Genomic DNA, 19117 nt, shown 5'->3' with positions numbered 1-19117 from the left:
AGCCCAGCAGGATCAACAGCTTCAGAAATCGAAACACCCCCGCAGCGGCGCTGCGGGGGTGTTTTTCTTCCAGCTTAAGGCTTCGAGCTGGGGTCAGAGGTGCTCCACGCCGCCGATCTCGTACTCGACATCGCCGCCCGGGGTACGCACCAGCACCACCTCGCCTTCTTCCTTGCCGATCAGGGCGCGGGCGATGGGCGAGGTGACGGAGATCCGGCCCGACTTGATGTCGGCCTCGTCCTCGCCGACGATGCGATAGGTCACTTCCTCGTCGTTATCCAGATTGATCAGCTCCACCGTCACCCCGAAGATCACCTTGCCGGTCTTGGGAAGCTTGGTGACATCGATGACCTGTGCGTTGGAGAGCTTGCCTTCGATCTCCTGAATCCGACCTTCGATGAAGCCTTGCTGCTCGCGAGCGGCATGGTACTCGGCGTTCTCCTTGAGGTCGCCGTGCTCGCGCGCCTCGGCGATGGCGGCGATGACATTGGGCCGCGCCTCGCTCTTGAGGTGTTCGAGCTCATCGCGAAGACGCTGCTCACCGACGACGGTCATCGGGACCTTGTTCATTGACTGACTCCTGCATGCAATTCCTGTAACCGCCGCACCGTAATGGCATCACCATATTCGAGCGCCAGGCAAACGGCATTGGCTCCCGCCAGGGTGGTGGCATAGGGAACCTTACGAGCGAGGGCGGTGCGGCGGATCACCGAGGAATCATTGATGGCCTGGCGGCCCTCGGTGGTGTTGACGATATAGGCGACCTCGTCGTTCTTGAGAAGATCGACAATATGAGGACGGCCTTCATAAACCTTGTTGACGACCTCAACGGGCAGGTCGGCTTGCTGCAGGGCCGATGCCGTGCCACGCGTCGCGCACAGTGTGAACCCTAATCCTAACAAAGATCGGGCCACATCGATAACACCCTGCTTGTCGGGATCGCGCACCGACAGGAACGCCTTGCGCTCGCCGGTGAGCGCCGGAATCGCCTCGCCGGCGCCCAGCTGTGCCTTGTAGAAGGCCTCGGCGAAGGTATCGCCACTGCCCATGACCTCGCCGGTGGACTTCATTTCCGGCGACAGGATCGGATCGACGCCAGGGAACTTGGCGAACGGGAACACCGCCTCCTTGACGCTGTAGAAGTGCGGCACGATTTCCCGGTCGAAGCCCTGGTCGGCCAGGGAAACACCGGCCATGCAGCGCGCCGCGACCTGCGCCAGCGAGGTGCCGACACACTTGGAGACGAAGGGCACGGTCCGCGAGGCGCGTGGATTGACCTCGATGACGTAGATCTCGCCGTCCTGCCAGGCCAGCTGCACGTTCATCAGCCCCTTGACCCCGAGCTCAACCGCCATGCGCTTGACCTGGTCGCGCATCTCGTCCTGAACGTCCGCCGGCAGCGAATACGGCGGCAAGGCACAGGCGGAATCGCCGGAGTGCACCCCGGCCTGCTCGATGTGCTGCATGATGCCGCCGATCACCACCTGCTGGCCATCGGAGACCGCATCGATGTCGATTTCGATGGCGGCATTGAGGAAGTGGTCGAGCAACACCGGCGAGTCGTTGGAGACCTTGACCGCATGGGTCATGTAGTTCTCCAGCTCGGAAGCGTCATAGACAATCTCCATGGCGCGGCCACCGAGCACATAGCTCGGACGCACGACCAGCGGATAGCCGATGGCCTCGGCCTTGGCGAAGGCCTCCTCGAAGCTCCGGGCGGTGGCATTGGGCGGTTGCTTGAGCCCCAGCTTGTCGATCATCTGCTGGAAGCGCTCGCGATCCTCGGCGCGATCGATGGCATCCGGAGTGGTGCCGATGATCGGCACACCGGCGGCCTCGAGCTCACGGGCCAACTTGAGCGGCGTCTGGCCACCGAACTGCACGATCACCCCAGCCGGCTTCTCCTTGTCGGCGATCTCCAGCACATCCTCGAGGGTCACCGGATCGAAGTAGAGCCGGTCCGAGGTATCATAGTCGGTGGAGACGGTCTCCGGATTGCAGTTGACCATGATGGTTTCATAGCCATCGTCACGCATGGCCAGCGCGGCATGCACGCAGCAGTAGTCGAACTCGATGCCCTGTCCGATGCGGTTGGGACCACCCCCCAGCACCATGATCTTGGGCCGGTCGGAGTCGTCCGCCTCGCACTCTTCCTCATAGGAGGAGTACATGTAGGCCGTATCGGTGGCGAACTCCGCCGCACAGGTGTCCACGCGCTTGTAGACGGGCCGGATATCGAACGCCTGGCGCGCCTTGCGGAAGTCCTTCTCGGCCACGCCCAGCAGTTTCGCCAGACGCGCATCGGAGAAGCCCTTGCGCTTCAACGTGAAGAGTTCGCGTGATGTCAGCTCGGAGAGCGAGCGCTTGGCGAGCGCCTGTTCGGTCATGACCAGGTCCTCGAGCTGGACCAGGAACCAGCGATCGATGTTGGTCAGCGCGAACACGTCCTCGACGCTCATGCCGGCGCGCAGGGCATCGGCGACGTAGAAGATGCGCTCGGCGCCGGCCGCCTGCAGCTCGCCCTTGATGTGGGCCATGGTATCGCCCGTGAAGCGAGTGACCTTCGGATCGAGGCCGTCGTTGCCGGTTTCCAACCCCCGCAGGGCCTTCTGCAGTGACTCCTGGAAGGTGCGCCCGATGGCCATCACCTCGCCGACCGACTTCATCTGGGTCGTCAGGCGGTCATTGGCCTGGGGGAATTTCTCGAAGGTGAAACGCGGAATCTTGGTGACCACGTAATCGATGGATGGCTCGAACGAGGCCGGGGTGCGTCCGCCGGTGATGTCATTCTGCAGCTCGTCCAGGGTATAGCCGACGGCCAGCTTGGCGGCGATCTTGGCGATCGGGAAGCCGGTGGCCTTGGAGGCCAGCGCCGAAGAGCGGCTCACCCGCGGGTTCATCTCGATGACCACCACGCGACCGGTCTTCGGGTCGACGCCGAACTGGACGTTGGAGCCGCCAGTCTCGACGCCGATCTCGCGCAACACCGCCAGGGAGGCGTCGCGCATGTTCTGGTATTCCTTGTCGGTCAGCGTCTGGGCGGGGGCCACGGTGATGGAATCCCCGGTGTGCACGCCCATGGGATCGAAGTTCTCGATGGCGCAGACGATGATGCAGTTGTCGTTCTTGTCGCGAACGACCTCCATCTCGTATTCCTTCCAGCCCAGCAGCGACTCGTCGATCAGCAGCTCGTGGTTGTTGGAGAGCTCGAAGCCGCGGGTGCAGATCTCTTCGAACTCTTCCTTGTTGTAGGCCACGCCACCGCCGGAGCCGCCCATGGTGTAGGAGGGACGAATGATGACCGGGAAGCCCAGCTCCCCCTGGATCTGCCAGGCCTCGTCCATGGTGTGAGCCACCTTGGCCTTGGGGCACTCCAGGTCGATGCGCTTCATCGCCTGGTCGAAGAGGTCCCGATCCTCGGCCATGTTGATGGCATCGGCGTTGGCGCCGATCATCTCCACGCCGTGCTTGGCGAGCACGCCGTGCTTGTCCAGGTCCAGGGCGCAGTTGAGCGCGGTCTGGCCGCCCATGGTCGGCAGCACGGCATCGGGCTGTTCGGCCTCGATGATCTTCTCCACCGCCTGCCAGGTGATCGGCTCGATATAGGTGGCGTCGGCCATTACCGGATCGGTCATGATGGTGGCCGGGTTGGAGTTGACCAGAATGACGCGAAAGCCTTCCTCGCGCAGGGCCTTGCAGGCCTGGGCGCCGGAATAATCGAATTCGCAGGCCTGGCCGATGACGATGGGGCCGGCGCCGATGATCAGGATGCTCTGGATGTCGGTACGTTTTGGCATGGTGCTTCCCGCAAAAAAGGTGACGGACGAGGGGCAACGATCGGACGGTTAGCGCTTGGCCTTCATCATGGAGATAAAGCGGTCGAACAGCGGCGCGACGTCGCGCGGCCCCGGGCTCGCCTCCGGGTGGCCCTGGAAGCTGAAGGCCGGACAGTCGGTGCGCTCGATGCCCTGCAGGGTGCCGTCGAACAGCGAACGATGGGTCGCGCGCAGGGTCTCGGGCAGGGTCGCCTCATCCGCGGCGAAGCCGTGGTTCTGGCTAGTGATCATCACGTGACCGGTATCGAGGTCCTGCACCGGGTGGTTGGCGCCATGGTGACCATGGCCCATCTTCACCGTCCGCGCACCGCTGGCCAGCGCCAGCAGCTGATGGCCAAGGCAGATGCCGAAGATCGGGATATCGGTCTCCAGGAACGCCTGGATGGCGCTGATGGCATAATCGCAGGGCTCGGGGTCGCCCGGACCATTGGAAAGGAAGATGCCATCCGGGTTCATGGCCAGCACGTCCTCGGCCGAGGTCTCGGCCGGTACCACGCTAAGCCGGCAGCCCCGGGACGCCAGCATGCGCAGGATATTGCGCTTCGCCCCATAATCGTAGGCAACGACGTGATAGGGGCGCTCCTCCTGGGTGACGTCAGCGTACCCCTTGCCCAGTGCCCATTCTCCCTCGTGCCACTCATAGGGTTCGGCACAGGACACGACCTTGGCCAGGTCCATGTCCTTGATCCCGGGAAAGGCCCTGGCCGCTTCCAGGGCCCGCGCTTCGGCACCCTCTCCCTCGGCGTCCGAGCCAGCCAGGATCGCGCCATTCTGGGAACCCTTGTCGCGCAGGATACGCGTCAGCCGACGAGTATCGATATCGGCGATGCCCAGCACGTTCTGGCTCGCCAGGTAGTCGGAGAGGGTCTGCTCGGAGCGGAAACTGCTGGCCAGCAGCGGCAGGTCGCGAATCACCAACCCGGCGGCGGCGATGGCGCCGGATTCGACATCCTCGGCATTGATGCCGGTATTGCCGATGTGCGGATAGGTCAGGGTGACGATCTGACGGGTATAGGAGGGGTCGGTGAGGATTTCCTGGTAGCCCGTCATGGCCGTATTGAACACCACCTCACCGCTGGTTTGCCCATCGGCACCGATGGCGGTGCCATGAAACACACTGCCGTCTTCCAGGGCCAGTATCGCGGGTTTGTTCAATGCAACGTCCTCCCATATTGTCAAAGACGGCGTAAGAGACAGCTCGTCAAGGAATACTTCTCGCATGGCGCTGACAGCCCGGTCGCCCCCCGGAGCCATCCACGAGACAGGCTCTCGCCCGGCCGCGCCCTTTCAAGGCCCCGTCCCTTCAATCGGCCCGCAAAAAAGCGGGACGAAACCCGACAGTGAAGACCGGTTTCATCCCGCTTGTTGTCATTCGCTCGGAATGCTGGGCCGACGCAACAAGCGTTTGCGCGGCGAGAGCCGGCGCCCGGCCAAAATTTGGTGGATTTTAAAGCATCCGAGGCCGCTCGGCCACCCTTCAATCCAGCCCGATGACATCCTGCATGTCGTAGCGACCCGCCGGCTTGCCGGCTACCCAGCGTGCCGCCCGCACGGCACCCTTGGCGAACGTCATGCGACTGGAGGCTTTGTGGGTGATCTCGATGCGCTCGCCCTCGGTGGCAAACATCACGGTATGTTCGCCGACGATGTCGCCGGCCCGCACCGTGGCAAAACCGATTTCCTTGTCACTGCGCGGCCCGCACTGACCGACCCGCTCGAACACGGCGTACTCCTTGAGGGGGCGCTCCAGGGCATCGGCCACCACCTCGCCCAGTTTCAAGGCCGTGCCGGAGGGGGCATCAACCTTGTGGCGATGGTGAGCTTCGATGACCTCGATGTCGTAACCCTCGTCGCCCAACGCTCGGGCGGCAGTCTCAAGCAGCTTGAACGTCAGATTGACCCCCACGCTCATGTTCGGCGCAACGACCATGGGCAGCCGGTCACGGTAACCGTCCAGCTCGGCCAGTTCTTCGTCGGACAGACCGGTGGTACCGATCACCATCCGCTTGCCGTGCTCGGCGCAGACCGCCAGGTTATCCAGCGTCACCCGGGGCGCGGTGAAATCGATCAGCACATCGAAGTCATCGGCGATCGCCGCCAGCGAAGCGGTAGCCTGCACGCCCAGCTTGCCGCTGCCGGCCAGCTCACCGACATCGGCCCCGACCAGCGAACTGCCCGGCGAGACGGTGCCCCCGGCGAGCGTGGCCTCGGCATCCTGCTGCACGGCGTTGACCAGGGTGCGGCCCATGCGGCCGGCGACACCGGCGATGGCGATACGGGTCATGCGAACTCCTCGCGAGGCTCGATAAAAGGGAAGATACGCAGTATAACAATGCCGCGCCGGGCCGTCTGCGGCGCCTCTCTGCCATACGACCGACACGCGACTGTGGCAGACTGGCCTGTCGAAACGTCATGACGGCCGAGTCGACCATGCCCCGGAATCCGAGACCGTGTCGGCGCGTCGGCGCCCTGCCGATCGCCCTCCTGCTTACGACGATACTCACGCCCCTGCCGGGCTGCGCCGAGCGCGCCCGCGTCGTGCCCCTGGCCGGAGACGATGTCACGCCACCGGCACGCGTCGAACGCTGCGGCACGCTTTCCCTGCCCGGCCGCTGGCCGGACGGCTCTCCGGTCAACGGGCTCTCCGACCTGGCCTGGGAGCGCGACGCCGGCCTATTGCACATGGTATCGGATCGGGGCTGGCTGCACCGGGCTCGCCCGCGCTTCGAGGCAGGACACCTGAGCGGCCTCTCGCCCATCGACAGCCATCGATTACGCGACACCGATGGCGCCCCGCTCGACGGTTCGGCGGCCGATGCCGAGTCCCTGTCACTGCGGCACGACACCAATGGCAAGCTCGGCGATACCGAGCTGTGGGTCAGCTTCGAGCGCGACCATCGCCTGCAGCGTTTCGGACCCGACGGCAGCCCCCTGGCGGCGCCCATTCGCCCCGCTCAAGCGACAGACGCGTCGACCAACAAGGGCATGGAAGCCATGACGCGGCACCCCGAGCACGGCCTCATTCTCGGCCTGGAATCGCCCCCTCGAGGCTTCGCCCCAAAGGAGACGCGTCTCTTCACGCTCGACGGCCAGGAGTGGCGCTACCCTCTGGCCGCCCCGACAGGCAGCGCCCTGACCGAGTTCACCACCGACGGTGACGACCTGCTGGCCCTCGAGCGCGCCTTCGCGCCACCGGCACCGCTGGTGATCAGCCTGCGCCGCATCCGGCTCGGCAAACCACCCGAACTCGATGTCGAGACACTGGTCAGCTTCTCCAGCGGCGATGGCTGGTGGCTGGACAACATGGAGGGCCTGACCCGACTCGACGACGGTCGCCTGCTGCTGCTCAGCGATGACAATGCCAGCCCGCTGCAACGCAGCCTGCTAGTCTGCCTCCGTCCGCGCTGACGTACAGGTGCCCCGCTGGCCGCCCCCCGTGTCATGACGCAACAACAACGCGATGGCCATCAGCACCATGAGACTGCCGGGCAACCAGACCCAATCCAGGCTTTGCGGTGCGCGCAGGAAGAGCACGAGCATGGAGACGAACGGCACCAGATAGCCGTAAGCGGTGATTGCGCCGGGCGTCAGCACCAGGGTCGCACGCTGCATCAACCAGAAGGTCAGGGCACTGGAGAACACGCCCAGATAGACGAGCAGCAACGCATCGGACCAGGCCATCGCCGAAAACCGCGACACCGGTTCCACCAGCACGCCCAGGGCGCCGACCAGACCGCCGCCCAGACCCAGGCTCCAGAAGGTACGTACCGCTGGCGAGGCCGGCAACCGCCCCACGTTCAACCCCCATCGGGAGAGCACCGGATAGAGCGCCGAGCAGAGACAACCGGCGAAGAACACGGCCTCGCCCGCGCCGAAGCGCATCTGGCCGCCCCGCACCAGCGCCTCGGCCCAGACCAGTGCCAGGGCACCGACGGCCCCTAGCGCGAGAATCGCCGGCAGCCGCCAGGCCAGCCGCTCCACGCGCAATCCTAGCCCCAGCCCATAGGCAAGCAGCGGTACGGTGACATGGAGCGTCGCCATGGAAAGCGCCGTCGCATGATGAGCCGCCCAGAACATGGCGCCGAAGAACCCCGCCAGGCACAAGCCCATCAGGACGTATACCGGCAAGGCCCGCCGCGTCGGGGAAAAGCCCTCGGCTCGGTGTGCCAGCGGCCAAAGGCCCAGGCAGGCAATGGCGAAACGCAGGGCGGTGAGCAGCATCGGGGGCAACTCGTTCATCAGCCCCACGGCAGGAAACGACAGGCCCACCAATGCCGCCCAGAGCAGCATGCCCAGATGGGCGGTCCGGGCCGTCACGGCTCAGTTTTCCCAGATGATATCCAGGGACTCCTTGCCGGACATGCGTTCGAGATGACGCGCCACTACCCCTTCCAGGTGATCCAGCCCTTCCTCGTCCAGGGACTCGACCGCCACCTTGAGCTTGCCCTGTTCGGCTTGCAGCAGGCAGCTCCCGTTGTCGAAGGTGATCCGACCCTCGCCATCCTCCTGTTTCACCTCCAGCTTGTGCGCCCAGTGCTTGCAAAGCCGGTTGATCAGTTTTTCGCCGGACTCGGTGACAATCTCGGCACGTGAAATCGGCATGATGCGCTCCATCTTCCTCGGTCATGAGTGTTCAGCCTATGACGGCGCTCCACCCGAGCGCCAGCCCCAACCTCACGAACTTCCCGTTCGGCCGGGCGGAACGGCCTTTCTCCATCTCGACAACACGAAACGATTACGACACACTCCCCACCGTTGCAAATAGGAACGATATGCAATGACGAGTACCAATACCGCCGTACTCGTCGACGCCTCGAAACTATCGACCCATCAGCGAGTGACGAAGCCTCATGCACACTGCCCTGCTCAAGACCCTTGGCGGCATCTCCCTCATCCTGGGCAGTGCCGTCGCCCATGCCGACGAGATCACCGTCACCGACATTGCCGGCCGCGAAGTCACCGTCGAGGCGCCCGTGGATCGCGTGATTCTCGGAGAAGGCCGCCAGATCTATCTGCTCGGCGCCTTGCAGCCCGAAGATCCGTTCGCGCATGTGGTGGGCTGGCGCGAGGACTTTTCCCAGGCCGATCCGGACAACTACGCCGCCTATGCCGAGCGCTTCCCCGAACTGAAGGAAATCCCCACCTTCGGCGGTTTCAAGGACGGTACCTTCGACGTCGAGCAGGCCGCCGCGCTGGAGCCGGACGTCGTGCTGATGAACCTCGAGGCCAGGGCCGCCACCGAGGACGCCGGCTATGACGACAAGCTGGCCGAGCTGGGGATTCCCATCGTCTACGTGGACTTTCGCGAGGCCCCGCTCGAGCACACCGTCCCGTCCATGCGGCTGATGGGCAAGCTGCTTGGCGAGGAGGAGGATGCCGAATCCTTCATCGACTTCACCGAGGCACAGATGGCACGCGTCACCGAGACGATCGAGGCCGCCGACCCCGAGCGTCCGCGCGTCTTCGTCGACCGTGCCGGCGGCTATTCGGAAGACTGCTGCATGAGCTTCGGCGACGGCAACTTCGGCGAATACGTCGAGATCGCCGGCGGCACCAATATCGCCAAGGACATCATCCCGGACACCTTCGGCTCGCTGAATCCCGAGCAGATCATCGCCGCCGACCCGCAGCAGGTGGTGGTGACCGGCGGCAACTGGGATGCCTACGTCCCCGGCGGCGACTGGGTCGGCGTAGGCCCCGGCGCCGACATGAGCGCCGCTCGCGCCAAGCTCGAGGCGCTGACCGAACGCACGGCCATGACCGGTATCGACGCCGTCGCGAACGACGACGTCCACGCCATCTGGCACCAGTTCTACAACAGCCCCTACTATTTCGTCGCCGTCCAGCAACTGGCCAAGTGGTTCCACCCGACGCTGTTCGATGACCTCGATCCCGCAGCGACGATGGAAACACTGCACCAGCGTTTCCTGCCGGTGAACTACGAGCCGGGTTACTGGACCTCGCTGAAGGAACGCTAGGATGCAGGCCGGCATGAACGTCTCGACCACCGACACGGCCTCACCCGCTCCCCGGGGGAGAGGGCTCTATCGCAGCCTGGTGCTGCGTCGCCAGTTGATCCTCATCGCCCTGACGGTGGCGCTGTGCCTGAGCCTGTGCGTCGACCTCGCCCTGGGACCGGCCCGCTTCAGCCTCGACGAGGTAATCGCCGCTCTCCTCACCCCGGATGCCGTCAGCCAGCAGGCTCGGGTGATCCTGTGGGAGATCCGCATGCCGGTGGCGCTGATGGCGCTGGTGGTCGGCGCCAGCCTGTCGGTGGCCGGCGCCCAGATGCAGACCATTCTCAGCAACCCCCTGGCCAGCCCCTTCACGCTGGGCATCTCCGCCGGCGCCAGCTTCGGCGCCGCCCTGGCGCTGGCCTTCGGCGTGGTGCTCGTGCCCGCCGCGATCGAGTACGTGATTCCGATCAACGCCTTCGTCATGGCCATGCTGACGGCCTTCGCGATTCATGCGCTGAGCCTCAAGCGCGGCGTGACCATCGAGACCATCGTGCTGCTGGGCATCGCCATGGTGTTCATCTTCAACTCGTTGATGGCACTGATCCAGTTCTTCGCCAGCCAGCAGGCCGTGGCCGCCGTGGTGTTCTGGACCATGGGCAGCCTGACCAAGGCGACCTGGCCCAAGCTGGGAATCGCCGCGGGAGTGCTGGTAGTGGTACTGCCGCTGCTCGCCCGCCATGGCTGGGCGCTCACCGCCATGCGTCTGGGCGACGCCAAGGCCGAAAGCCTCGGCGTGAAGCCCCGAGCACTGCGCCTGGAGGTACTGGTGCTGGTCTCGCTGCTGGCCGCCATCGCCGTGTCCTTCGTCGGTACCATCGGCTTCATCGGCCTGGTCGGGCCGCATATCGCCCGCCTGCTGCTGGGCGAGGATCAGCGCTTCTTCCTGCCCGGCGCGGCCCTGTGCGGCGCCCTGATCCTCTCCGTCGGCTCGGTGCTGTCGAAGGTCATCCTGCCCGGCACCATCATTCCCATCGGGATCATCACCTCGCTGGTGGGTATCCCGTTCTTCCTGTTCCTCGTCCTCAGCCACAAGAAGACCGCATGGTAACGCTCACGCTCGACCGCCTGACGGCCCGCTATGGACGTCACGAGATCCTGTCGGAAATCACCACGCCGCCTCTCGAGGGAGGCCGAATCGTGGCACTGCTCGGCCCCAATGCCGCGGGAAAATCCACACTCTTTCGGCGGATTCTCGGCCTGATCGATGGCGGAGGCAGCGTTCGCATCGACGGCGCCACCCGGGAGCGGCCGTTGGCCTACATGCCACAGGACACCGGCGCGAATGCGGTGCTGACGGTATACGAATCAGTGCTGCTGGCGCGCATGCAGGGGCGCGGCTTGAAGGTCCAGGCCGAGGACCTGGCCGAAGTCGACCGCGCCCTGGACGAACTGGACATCGTCGAGCTGGGGGAGCGCGATATCGGCGACCTGAGCGGCGGCCAGCGACAACTGGTAGGTGCGGCCCAGGCACTCGTGCAGGACCCCGAGATTCTGCTGCTCGACGAACCCACTTCGGCTCTCGATCTGCATCGCCAGATCCAGTTGCTGTCGATCCTGCGCCGGCTGACCCGCGAGCGGGGCATGCTGGTCATCGCGGCCCTGCATGACCTGGGGCAGGCGCTGCGCTTCACGGACGAGGCGATCATGCTGGAGAAGGGCCAACTGGTCGCCTGCGGGCCTACCGGGCAGGTCGTCGCCCCCGAGCTGTTGCGCCGGGTCTATCGCGTGGAGACCCGCATCGAGGCTTGCTCGCAGGGGAACCCCCAGCTCATCGTCGAAGGTGCCACCTGACCCGACGCCCCTCCATGGCGGCCAGCGCGGCACCGCCCAGCACCAGGGGCAACGCGACCAGAAAGCCCGGCGACAGGGGCAATCCGAAGATCAGCAGATCGGCCAGCACCGGCCAGATCAACGCGACATACTCGAAGGGCGCCAGGCGCGAGACCTCGGCAAAGCGCAGCGCCAGGGTCATGCAGATGTGGGCGGCCCCGCCGAACAGCCCCGCCAGGATCAGCAGCGCCAGCGTCTTCCCCGACACTTCGACCCAGCCCAGCGGCAAGGTGGCCAGGCCGGCCAGCGTCGTGACCAGCACGAAGTAGAAGGCAATGGAGGCCGGTGTCTCGGTACGCGAGATCCGCCGCACCGTGACCAGGGCGCCCGCCGTCAGCAAGGCAGCCAGGATCCCCAGAGCATAGCCCGGAAGGCGTCCCTTCTGCTCACCGTTGCCCAGCTCGGGTACCACCAGGGCCGCCACGCCCCCCAGCACCAGGGCCAGGGCTGCCGCCCTGTGGAGGCTGAAGCGTTCACCCAACAGCCACACGCCGGCCACCGCCATGGCCACCGGCGCCAGCTGCGCCAGCAGCGTGGCCTCGGCCACCGGCAGCCGAGCCACTGCGGCAAAGGAGGCGAACATCGCCGCCGCGCCCAGCCCCGAACGCAACAGGTGTCCCCCGGGACGTCGCGTCGCCAGGGCCTTCGGGAACTCCCGTCGCCAGGCCATGAATACCACGATGGGCAACAGCGCGAAGGCCGAGCGGAAGAACACCGTCTGCCCCAGCGGCACCTCCGTGCTCACCACCTTGACGCACACCATCATGCTCGTGAACAGGATGCCCGACAGCAGCCGGAGCAGGATGCCGGCCATCGGCCGATCCGTGGCGTTGGTCATGAGCGTCCTTATCGATAGACCTGTGTCAGGCCATGCACCCCCAGGCTGGCCAGCAGGCCGCCACCCAGGCGCTGGGCGAGACGCCTCGAGCCCCTCGGGCCCTGCAGCCAACGACGCAACGGCGCGGCCAGCATCACCACGACCACGTCGGCCGAGGAGAACAGGAAGTTCGCGGCAATGCCGAGCCAGAACAACTGCCAGCCCATGGCCATGCCGGCATCCGGCTGCGCGAACTGCGGCAAGAAAGCCACGAAGAACAGTGCCGTCTTGGGATTGAGGATCTCGACCAGCATGCTGTCGATCAACACGCGGCGGCGCCCCTTGCCCGCACCATCAGGCGCCTCGGGCGAGCCGATACCGCGTTGCCACAGGCGCATGCCGACCCACATCAGATAACAGCCGCCGATGACCTTCATCGCCACATAGGCCGGCGGCACCGCGGCGAACAGTGCCGCCAACCCCAGCGCCGCCGCGATGACATGCACATAGCAGCCGAGATGCACGCCCAGTACCGCACCGAACCCCGCACGTCGTCCTCTGCCCAGCGTCTGGGCGGCGGTATACAGCATGGCGGGACCGGGCAGATAGGCGAAACCCAAGGCGGCGATCACGAAGGCGAGCCACTCCATGACACAGATTCCTTCTCGGCGGGGAAACCCATTACGGTAGAACGGCAGGCACATAAAGGAAAGCCCCCGCCGGGAGAACGACGGGGGCGACAGGGAGGCTTTTACGACACCCTGGTCGTCAAGGCTTCATGTCCTCGAAGAACTTCTTCACGCCATCGAAGAAATTGCTCTTCTTCGGCGAGTGATGGCTGTTGCTGCCGTCCAGGCTATCCTGGAACGTCCGCAGCAGGTCCTTCTGCTCCTCGCTGAGCTTGACCGGGGTCTCGACCACCACCCGGCACAGCAGGTCGCCGGCGGGACCGCCACGCACCGGTTTCACGCCCTTGCCCTTGAGCCGGAACATCTTGCCGGTCTGGGTCTCGGGGGGAATCTTGAGCTTCACCCGGCCATCCAGGGTCGGCACTTCCAGCTCGCCACCGAGGGTGGCATCGACGAAGTTGATCGGCACCTCGCACTGCAGGTGACGCCCTTCGCGCTCGAAGATATGGTGCGGCTTGATCGCCACCTGGACGTAGAGGTCACCGGGCGGCCCACCGTTGATGCCGGCCTCGCCCTCGGCGTTGAGGCGAATGCGATCGCCGGTATCGACACCGGCCGGGATCTTCACCGACAGCGTGCGCGTCTCGCGCTCGCGGCCTTCGCCGTTGCACTTGTGGCAGGGCACCTTGATGTGCTGGCCGCTGCCATGGCAGGTCGGGCAGGTCTGCTGTACGGCGAAGAAGCCCTGCTGCATGCGCACCTGGCCCATGCCGTTACAGGTCGGGCAGGTCTCCTTGCTGGAGCCCGGCTCGGCGCCATCGCCGTCGCAGCGCTCGCACTCGATGTGGCGCGGCACGCGGATGTCCACGCTGGTGCCCGCCACGGCGCTCTCGAGATCGAGCTCGAGGTTGTAGCGCAAGTCGCTGCCGCGCTGCGGAGCGTTCGGGTTGCGACGCGCCCCGCCGCCACCGAAGATATCGCCGAAGACATCGCCGAAGATGTCGCTGAAGCCCCCGGCCCCCGCGCCGCCGAAGCCGCCGCCTCCGGCCTGGCCATCGACGCCGGCGTGGCCGAACTGGTCGTAGGCCGCGCGCTTCTCGCTGTCGGTCAGGACCTCATAGGCCTCGGAAACCTCGCGGAACTTCTCCGCCGAGGTGTCATCATCCGGATTACGATCCGGGTGGTATTTCTGTGCCAGGCGTCGGTAGGCCTTCTTGATCTCTTTCTGATCGGCCCCACGCTCTATGCCCAGCACCTCGTAATAGTCACGCTTGGACATGTGTCTGTCCGCCTCCATAGCGACGCTGCGCAAACGCCAACGCGGGAGTCGAGCCCCCGCGCTGGCGCCAGCCGTGATTCAGACGTCGTGGTTTACTGCTTCTTCTGGTCGTCGTTGACTTCCTCGTACTCGGCGTCGACCACGTCGTCTTCCTTCTTCTGGCCCTCGGCCTGCTCGCCGGCGTCGGCCCCCGGCTGCTGGCCGGCCTCTTCGGCCTGGTCGGCGTACATCTTCTGCGCCAGGTTGCCGGACGCCTCGGTCAGGGTGTCGAGCTTGGCCTGGATATCGTCCTTGTCGTCGCCCTTGACCGCTTCCTCGAGCTCGCTGGCGGCGTTCTCTATGGCCTGCTTCTCGTCATCAGTCGCCTTGTCGCCGGCTTCCTCGAGGGTCTTGCGGGCGGCGTGGACCATGCCATCGGCCTGGTTGCGCAGCGCCACCAGTTCCTCGAACTTCTTGTCCTCGTCAGCATGGGCCTCGGCGTCCTGGACCATCTGCTCGACTTCTTCCTCGGACAGGCCACTGGACGCCTTGATGACGATCGACTGTTCCTTGCCGGTGGCCTTGTCCTTGGCCGACACGTTGAGGATACCGTTGGCGTCCAGGTCGAAGGCGACCTCGATCTGCGGCACACCGCGCGGTGCCGGCGGAATGTCGGCGAGATCGAAGCGACCCAGGGACTTGTTGCCAGTGGACTGCTTGCGCTCGCCCTGGAGCACGTGAATGGTCACGGCCGTCTGGTTGTCGTCCGCCGTCGAGAAGGTCTGGGTCTTCTTGGTCGGGATCGTGGTGTTCTTCTCGATCAGCGGCGTCATCACGCCACCCAGGGTCTCGATACCCAGGGTCAGCGGGGTGACGTCGAGCAGCAGCACGTCCTTGACGTCACCGCCCAGCACGCCGCCCTGGATGGCAGCGCCCACGGCCACGGCCTCGTCCGGGTTGACGTCCTTGCGAGCGTCCTTGCCGAAGAATTCGGCGACCTTGGCCTGGACCATCGGCATGCGAGTCTGGCCACCCACCAGGATGACATCGTCGATGTCGGAGGCGGACAGGTCGGCATCGGCCAGGGCGGTCTTGCACGGTTTCAGCGAGCGTGCCACCAGCTCTTCCACCAGCGACTCGAGCTTGGCCCGGGTCACCTTGACGTTGAGGTGCTTGGGACCGGTGTTGTCGGCCGTGATGTACGGCAGGTTGACCTCGGTCTGCTGCGCGCTGGACAGCTCGATCTTGGCCTTCTCGGCGGCTTCCTTGAGGCGCTGCATGGCCAGGTTGTCGCCGGACAGGTCGATGCCGCTGTCGGACTTGAACTGATCGACCAGGTAGTTGATCAGCGCCAGGTCGAAGTCCTCGCCGCCCAGGAAGGTATCGCCGTTGGTGGCCAGCACCTCGAACTGGGTCTCGCCGTCCACATCGGCCACCTCGATGATCGAGATGTCGAAGGTACCGCCACCCAGGTCGTAGACCGCGATGGTCTTGTCGCCACGGGCCTTGTCCATGCCGTAGGCCAGCGCGGCCGCGGTCGGCTCGTTGATGATGCGCTTGACCTCGAGACCGGCGATGCGGCCGGCATCCTTGGTGGCCTGACGCTGGCTGTCGTTGAAGTAGGCCGGCACGGTGATGACCGCCTCGGTGACGGTCTCGCCCAGGTAATCCTCGGCGGTCTTCTTCATCTTCTTCAGCACTTCGGCGCTGACCTGGGGCGGCGCCAGCTTGTTACCCTTGACCTCGACCCAGGCGTCGCCGTTGTCGGCCTCGGTGATGGTGTAGGGCACCATCTTGATGTCCTTCTGGACGACGTCGTCCTGGAAGCGACGGCCGATCAGGCGCTTGATGGCGTACAGGGTGTTCTGGGGGTTGGTGACCGCCTGGCGCTTGGCCGCCTGTCCCACCAGCGTCTCACCGTCTTCGGTGTAGGCGATGATGGACGGGGTCGTGCGTGCGCCTTCGGCGTTCTCGATCACCTTGGCGTCGTCGCCGTCGAGTACGGCCACGCAGGAATTGGTGGTCCCCAGGTCAATACCGATGATGCGTCCCATAGGAATTCCTCGAAATATCGATGTTGCGGATTCATTCATGTGCGCGGCGTTCGCCGCGGGGTTGCCGTCTATCTGGGGGCCCTCGGCGCCTTTTCAAGGGCTCCGGGCCGCTTTTCGGCGTGAAATCTCACTCGGCGGCCTGGCTGACCACCACCATCGCCGGCCGCACCAGACGACCATTGAGCAGATAGCCCTTCTGGATCACCTCCATCACGCTGTTGGGGTCCAGCTCGGCGTTGGGCACCATCGTGACGGCCTCATGGTACTGCGGGTCGAAGGGTTCGCCGGTGGGGTCGACCGCCTCGACGCCGAACTTGCCCAGCACATCGAGCTGCATCTTCAGCGTCATGGACACGCCCTCGCGATGCGCCTCGGTGGCGTCCTCGCCCATGGCGTCCAACGCCTTTTCCAAGCTGTCGATCACGGGCAGCAGTTCCTTGACGAACTTCTCCAGCGCGAACTTGCGTGCCTTCTCGGCCTCCTGTTCGGCGCGCCGGCGCACGTTCTGAGCCTCGGCGGCGGCCCGCAACGACTGATCCTTGGCGTCGGCCAGGCTCTGCTCGAGCTCCTCGACCTTGGCGGCCAGGACCTCGGCTTCCGGGTTGTCCGGCGTTTCGCCTTCTTCCTGGGGTTGCTCGGCGCTCTCGATGGCCTCCTCGAGCTCGCCTTCCACGGACTCCGGTTCCACCTGGGCATCGGCCTCTCCCTGTTGGCGGGAAAGCTCATCGTCCAGCGGTGTCTGCGGATCTTTGGCCATGCGTGCCTCCTGAATGACAGCCGGCGGCCATGGGCCGCCTGAAGACATGTTGTCGGGATGAATCGTCGTTGCGAGGTATATGGGGCTGACCGCGCGGAACTCAAGGCATCCGATCGAGCGGATTGATGCCGTGCGTTGTTGCGGGACATGAACTACTGTATAAACGCACAAGGCAATGGATGAATAGCCAGTCGCTTCGGACAAGCCCCGGGGGAAGCATCATGCTGACAGAGCTCGCCATTCGCGATTTCGCCATCGTCGACCATCTGGCGCTCGAGCTGGAGGGCGGCATGACCGCCATTACCGGCGAGACCGGGGCCGGGAAGTCCATCCTGCTCGGCGCCCTCGGCCTGTGCCTCGGTGAACGTGCCGATGCCGGCAGCGTCCGCCACGGCTGCGAGCGCGCCGACCTGAGCGCTCGCTTCGATATCGCCGAACTGCCCGCCGCCCGGGCCTGGCTCGACGAACGCGAACTCCCCGACGACGACTGCCTGCTGCGTCGCGTGGTCACCCGGGGCGGCCGCTCCAGAGCCTGGATCAATGGCCAGCCCGCCACGGTAGCGGACCTCAAGGCGCTGGGTGACCACCTGATCGAGATCCATGGCCAGCACGCCCATCAGGGCCTGCTGCGCGAGGAAACCCATCTGCACCTGCTCGATGACTTCGCCGGCCACGGCGAGACCGTGCGCGACATGGAGGAGACCTTCCACGCCTGGCGCGAAGCTCACCAACGGCTCAAGCGCCTCTCGGAGGATAATGACGAGATCCGCGCCCGCCTCCAGCTACTGCGCTACCAGGTCGAGGAACTCGACCAACTGGCCCTGGCCGAGGGCGAGCTCGAAGGCCTGGAATCGGAACAGGAAACACTGGCACACGCCGAGGAACGCCTGCGCGAGGCCCAGTTCGCCGCCCAATGTTGCGACGGCGACGAGGGCGGCGCCCTGCCGTTGCTTCACCAGGCAGTGAACCGACTCTCGGTGCTACCCGGCAGTGATCGCGGCGCCCTGGCCGATGCCTTGAGCATGCTGGGCGACGCCTGCATCCAGGTCGAGGAGGCCGGTCGCGAACTCAATCATTTCGCCTCCGGCGTGGAGCTGGACCCCGAGCGCCTGGGCTGGGTCGAAGACCGCCTCGGCGAGGTACATCGCATCGCCCGCAAGCACCAGGTGCCGCCCGACGAACTCGTCGTGCTGCACCAGCGCCTCGGCGAGGAACTGGCCGAACTGGAAGGTGGTGACGGCGATCTGGACGCCCTGGCCGGCGAGGTCGAGCACCTGAAGCAGGCCTGGCAGCAGCAGGCCGAGGTGGTGAGCGCCGCCCGCCAGGACGCCGCCCGACGCTTCAGCACGGCCGTACAGGAACAATTGGCCTTTCTGGCCATGGGCAAGGCCAGCTTCGATGTCGAGCTGATGCCCCGCGACGCCCCGTCCCCCGAAGGGCTCGAACGCGCCCGCTTTTCGATCAGCGCCAACCCCGGCCAGCCCGCACGCCCGCTGACCAAGGTTGCTTCCGGCGGGGAGCTGTCCCGCATCAGCCTGGCCATCCAGGTGGTCGCCGCCCGGCACTCCACCACCCCGAGCCTGGTCTTCGACGAGGTCGATGTCGGTATCTCCGGCGCCACCGCCGAGGTCGTCGGGCAGCTCCTGCGGCGCCTGGGAAAAGGCGGCCAGGTGATGACCGTGACCCACCTCCCTCAGGTCGCCGCTCAAGCCCACCAGCACCTGCATATCGCCAAGCAGGCCGAAGACGCGACCACCCTGACCCACATGGCGCTGCTCGACGAGGCCGGCCGGGTCGGCGAACTGGCCAGAATGCTGGGCGGCATGAAGCTGACCGACCAGACCCTGGCACACGCCCGCGAGATGCTCGACGCCAGTCAGCGCGCCCATCACTGATATTCCATACGCAAGACGGCGCCC

General features: G+C 65.6%; 16 protein-coding genes. 5 read left to right on the top strand and 11 right to left on the bottom strand.

The genetic code is table 11. From position 1 onward, the window contains the following. Positions 1 to 93 precede the first annotated feature (93 nt). The 4 genes from greA to dapB all read right to left on the bottom strand — a co-directional run bounded on the left by greA (position 94) and on the right by dapB (position 6120). Entirely contained in the window at positions 94 to 570 is a 477-nt protein-coding gene (greA, locus tag LU493_RS04735) for a transcription elongation factor GreA (RefSeq protein WP_275286640.1), read from the bottom strand. After that, a complete protein-coding gene (gene carB, locus LU493_RS04730) occupies positions 567 to 3797 on the bottom strand; it encodes a carbamoyl-phosphate synthase large subunit (protein WP_275286639.1) in 3231 nt (1076 codons plus the stop codon). Before carB ends, greA begins: the two co-directional genes overlap by 4 nt. A 48-nt stretch (positions 3798 to 3845) precedes the next feature. Further along, positions 3846 to 4991, bottom strand: coding sequence for a glutamine-hydrolyzing carbamoyl-phosphate synthase small subunit (gene carA, locus LU493_RS04725; protein ID WP_275286638.1), 1146 nt, complete (start codon positions 4989 to 4991; stop codon positions 3846 to 3848). A 322-nt stretch (positions 4992 to 5313) separates the two neighbouring features. Then, positions 5314 to 6120, bottom strand: coding sequence for a 4-hydroxy-tetrahydrodipicolinate reductase (gene dapB / locus LU493_RS04720; protein WP_275286637.1), 807 nt, complete (start codon positions 6118 to 6120; stop codon positions 5314 to 5316). Positions 6121 to 6248: 128 nt separating this feature from the next. Between dapB and LU493_RS04715 the strand changes: the two genes are divergently transcribed. Further along, on the top strand, positions 6249 to 7244 hold the full coding sequence (locus tag LU493_RS04715) for an esterase-like activity of phytase family protein (RefSeq protein WP_275286636.1): 996 nt from the start codon (positions 6249 to 6251) through the stop codon (positions 7242 to 7244). Here the strand turns inward: LU493_RS04715 and LU493_RS04710 are convergent. Together LU493_RS04710 and LU493_RS04705 are read right to left on the bottom strand one after the other, a co-directional pair. After that, positions 7221 to 8153, bottom strand: coding sequence for a DMT family transporter (locus LU493_RS04710; protein WP_275286635.1), 933 nt, complete (start codon positions 8151 to 8153; stop codon positions 7221 to 7223). The genes LU493_RS04715 and LU493_RS04710 overlap by 24 nt on opposite strands. A gap of 3 nt (positions 8154 to 8156) precedes the next feature. Beyond that, a complete protein-coding gene (locus LU493_RS04705; RefSeq protein ID WP_275286634.1) occupies positions 8157 to 8438 on the bottom strand; it encodes a DUF2218 domain-containing protein in 282 nt (93 codons plus the stop codon). A gap of 248 nt (positions 8439 to 8686) precedes the next feature. Here LU493_RS04705 and LU493_RS04700 point away from each other — a divergent pair, with 248 nt between their 5' ends. The 3 genes from LU493_RS04700 to LU493_RS04690 are packed head-to-tail and all read left to right on the top strand — an operon-like array spanning position 8687 to position 11644. Continuing rightward, the gene (locus tag LU493_RS04700) at positions 8687 to 9814 is read left to right on the top strand and encodes an ABC transporter substrate-binding protein (protein ID WP_275286633.1); all 1128 of its coding nucleotides are present in this window, start codon (positions 8687 to 8689) and stop codon (positions 9812 to 9814) included. 13 nt (positions 9815 to 9827) lie between these two features. Continuing rightward, entirely contained in the window at positions 9828 to 10901 is a 1074-nt protein-coding gene (locus LU493_RS04695; RefSeq protein ID WP_275286632.1) for a FecCD family ABC transporter permease, read from the top strand. Next, on the top strand, positions 10895 to 11644 hold the full coding sequence (locus LU493_RS04690; RefSeq protein ID WP_275286631.1) for an ABC transporter ATP-binding protein: 750 nt from the start codon (positions 10895 to 10897) through the stop codon (positions 11642 to 11644). Before LU493_RS04695 ends, LU493_RS04690 begins: the two co-directional genes overlap by 7 nt. On the opposite strand, the gene LU493_RS04685 is transcribed toward LU493_RS04690, so the two are convergent. The 5 genes from LU493_RS04685 to grpE form a co-directional block, all read right to left on the bottom strand. Next, positions 11622 to 12521: a DMT family transporter gene (locus LU493_RS04685; RefSeq protein WP_275286630.1), complete on the bottom strand. Its 900-nt coding sequence runs from the start codon at positions 12519 to 12521 to the stop codon at positions 11622 to 11624. The two genes, LU493_RS04690 and LU493_RS04685, sit on opposite strands and share 23 nt — an antisense overlap. An 8-nt stretch (positions 12522 to 12529) precedes the next feature. Continuing rightward, positions 12530 to 13150 carry a LysE family translocator gene (locus LU493_RS04680; protein ID WP_275286629.1) on the bottom strand — a complete coding sequence of 207 codons (621 nt, stop codon included), beginning with the start codon at positions 13148 to 13150 and terminating at the stop codon, positions 12530 to 12532. 118 nt (positions 13151 to 13268) lie between these two features. Further along, positions 13269 to 14408, bottom strand: coding sequence for a molecular chaperone DnaJ (gene dnaJ / locus LU493_RS04675; RefSeq protein WP_275286628.1), 1140 nt, complete (start codon positions 14406 to 14408; stop codon positions 13269 to 13271). A 92-nt stretch (positions 14409 to 14500) separates the two neighbouring features. Continuing rightward, positions 14501 to 16441 carry a molecular chaperone DnaK gene (gene dnaK / locus LU493_RS04670; protein ID WP_275286627.1) on the bottom strand — a complete coding sequence of 647 codons (1941 nt, stop codon included), beginning with the start codon at positions 16439 to 16441 and terminating at the stop codon, positions 14501 to 14503. A gap of 127 nt (positions 16442 to 16568) precedes the next feature. Then, positions 16569 to 17198 carry a nucleotide exchange factor GrpE gene (gene grpE, locus LU493_RS04665; RefSeq protein WP_275286626.1) on the bottom strand — a complete coding sequence of 210 codons (630 nt, stop codon included), beginning with the start codon at positions 17196 to 17198 and terminating at the stop codon, positions 16569 to 16571. A 221-nt stretch (positions 17199 to 17419) separates the two neighbouring features. Here grpE and recN point away from each other — a divergent pair, with 221 nt between their 5' ends. Next, positions 17420 to 19093: a DNA repair protein RecN gene (gene recN / locus LU493_RS04660; protein WP_275286625.1), complete on the top strand. Its 1674-nt coding sequence runs from the start codon at positions 17420 to 17422 to the stop codon at positions 19091 to 19093. The last annotated feature ends 24 nt before the right edge of the window (positions 19094 to 19117 follow it).

This window comes from Halomonas elongata, assembly GCF_029081005.1.
GTDB lineage: Bacteria > Pseudomonadota > Gammaproteobacteria > Pseudomonadales > Halomonadaceae > Halomonas > Halomonas elongata_B.
The sequence above is the reverse complement of the archived record's forward strand: the minus strand, read 5'-3'. Positions and strand labels throughout refer to the sequence as shown.

What these genes read in the sequence shown, in the direction of transcription:
- greA (WP_275286640.1), bottom strand. Translation starts at nt 570, where the DNA reads ATGAACAAGGTCCCGATGACCGTCGTCGGTGAGCAGCGTCTTCGCGAT.
- carB (WP_275286639.1), bottom strand. Translation starts at nt 3,797, where the DNA reads ATGCCAAAACGTACCGACATCCAGAGCATCCTGATCATCGGCGCCGGC.
- dapB (WP_275286637.1), bottom strand. Translation starts at nt 6,120, where the DNA reads ATGACCCGTATCGCCATCGCCGGTGTCGCCGGCCGCATGGGCCGCACC.
- LU493_RS04715 (WP_275286636.1), top strand. Translation starts at nt 6,249, where the DNA reads ATGACGGCCGAGTCGACCATGCCCCGGAATCCGAGACCGTGTCGGCGC.
- LU493_RS04705 (WP_275286634.1), bottom strand. Translation starts at nt 8,438, where the DNA reads ATGCCGATTTCACGTGCCGAGATTGTCACCGAGTCCGGCGAAAAACTG.
- LU493_RS04700 (WP_275286633.1), top strand. Translation starts at nt 8,687, where the DNA reads ATGCACACTGCCCTGCTCAAGACCCTTGGCGGCATCTCCCTCATCCTG.
- LU493_RS04695 (WP_275286632.1), top strand. Translation starts at nt 9,828, where the DNA reads ATGAACGTCTCGACCACCGACACGGCCTCACCCGCTCCCCGGGGGAGA.
- LU493_RS04690 (WP_275286631.1), top strand. Translation starts at nt 10,895, where the DNA reads ATGGTAACGCTCACGCTCGACCGCCTGACGGCCCGCTATGGACGTCAC.
- LU493_RS04685 (WP_275286630.1), bottom strand. Translation starts at nt 12,521, where the DNA reads ATGACCAACGCCACGGATCGGCCGATGGCCGGCATCCTGCTCCGGCTG.
- LU493_RS04680 (WP_275286629.1), bottom strand. Translation starts at nt 13,150, where the DNA reads ATGGAGTGGCTCGCCTTCGTGATCGCCGCCTTGGGTTTCGCCTATCTG.
- dnaJ (WP_275286628.1), bottom strand. Translation starts at nt 14,408, where the DNA reads ATGTCCAAGCGTGACTATTACGAGGTGCTGGGCATAGAGCGTGGGGCC.
- dnaK (WP_275286627.1), bottom strand. Translation starts at nt 16,441, where the DNA reads ATGGGACGCATCATCGGTATTGACCTGGGGACCACCAATTCCTGCGTG.
- grpE (WP_275286626.1), bottom strand. Translation starts at nt 17,198, where the DNA reads ATGGCCAAAGATCCGCAGACACCGCTGGACGATGAGCTTTCCCGCCAA.
- recN (WP_275286625.1), top strand. Translation starts at nt 17,420, where the DNA reads ATGCTGACAGAGCTCGCCATTCGCGATTTCGCCATCGTCGACCATCTG.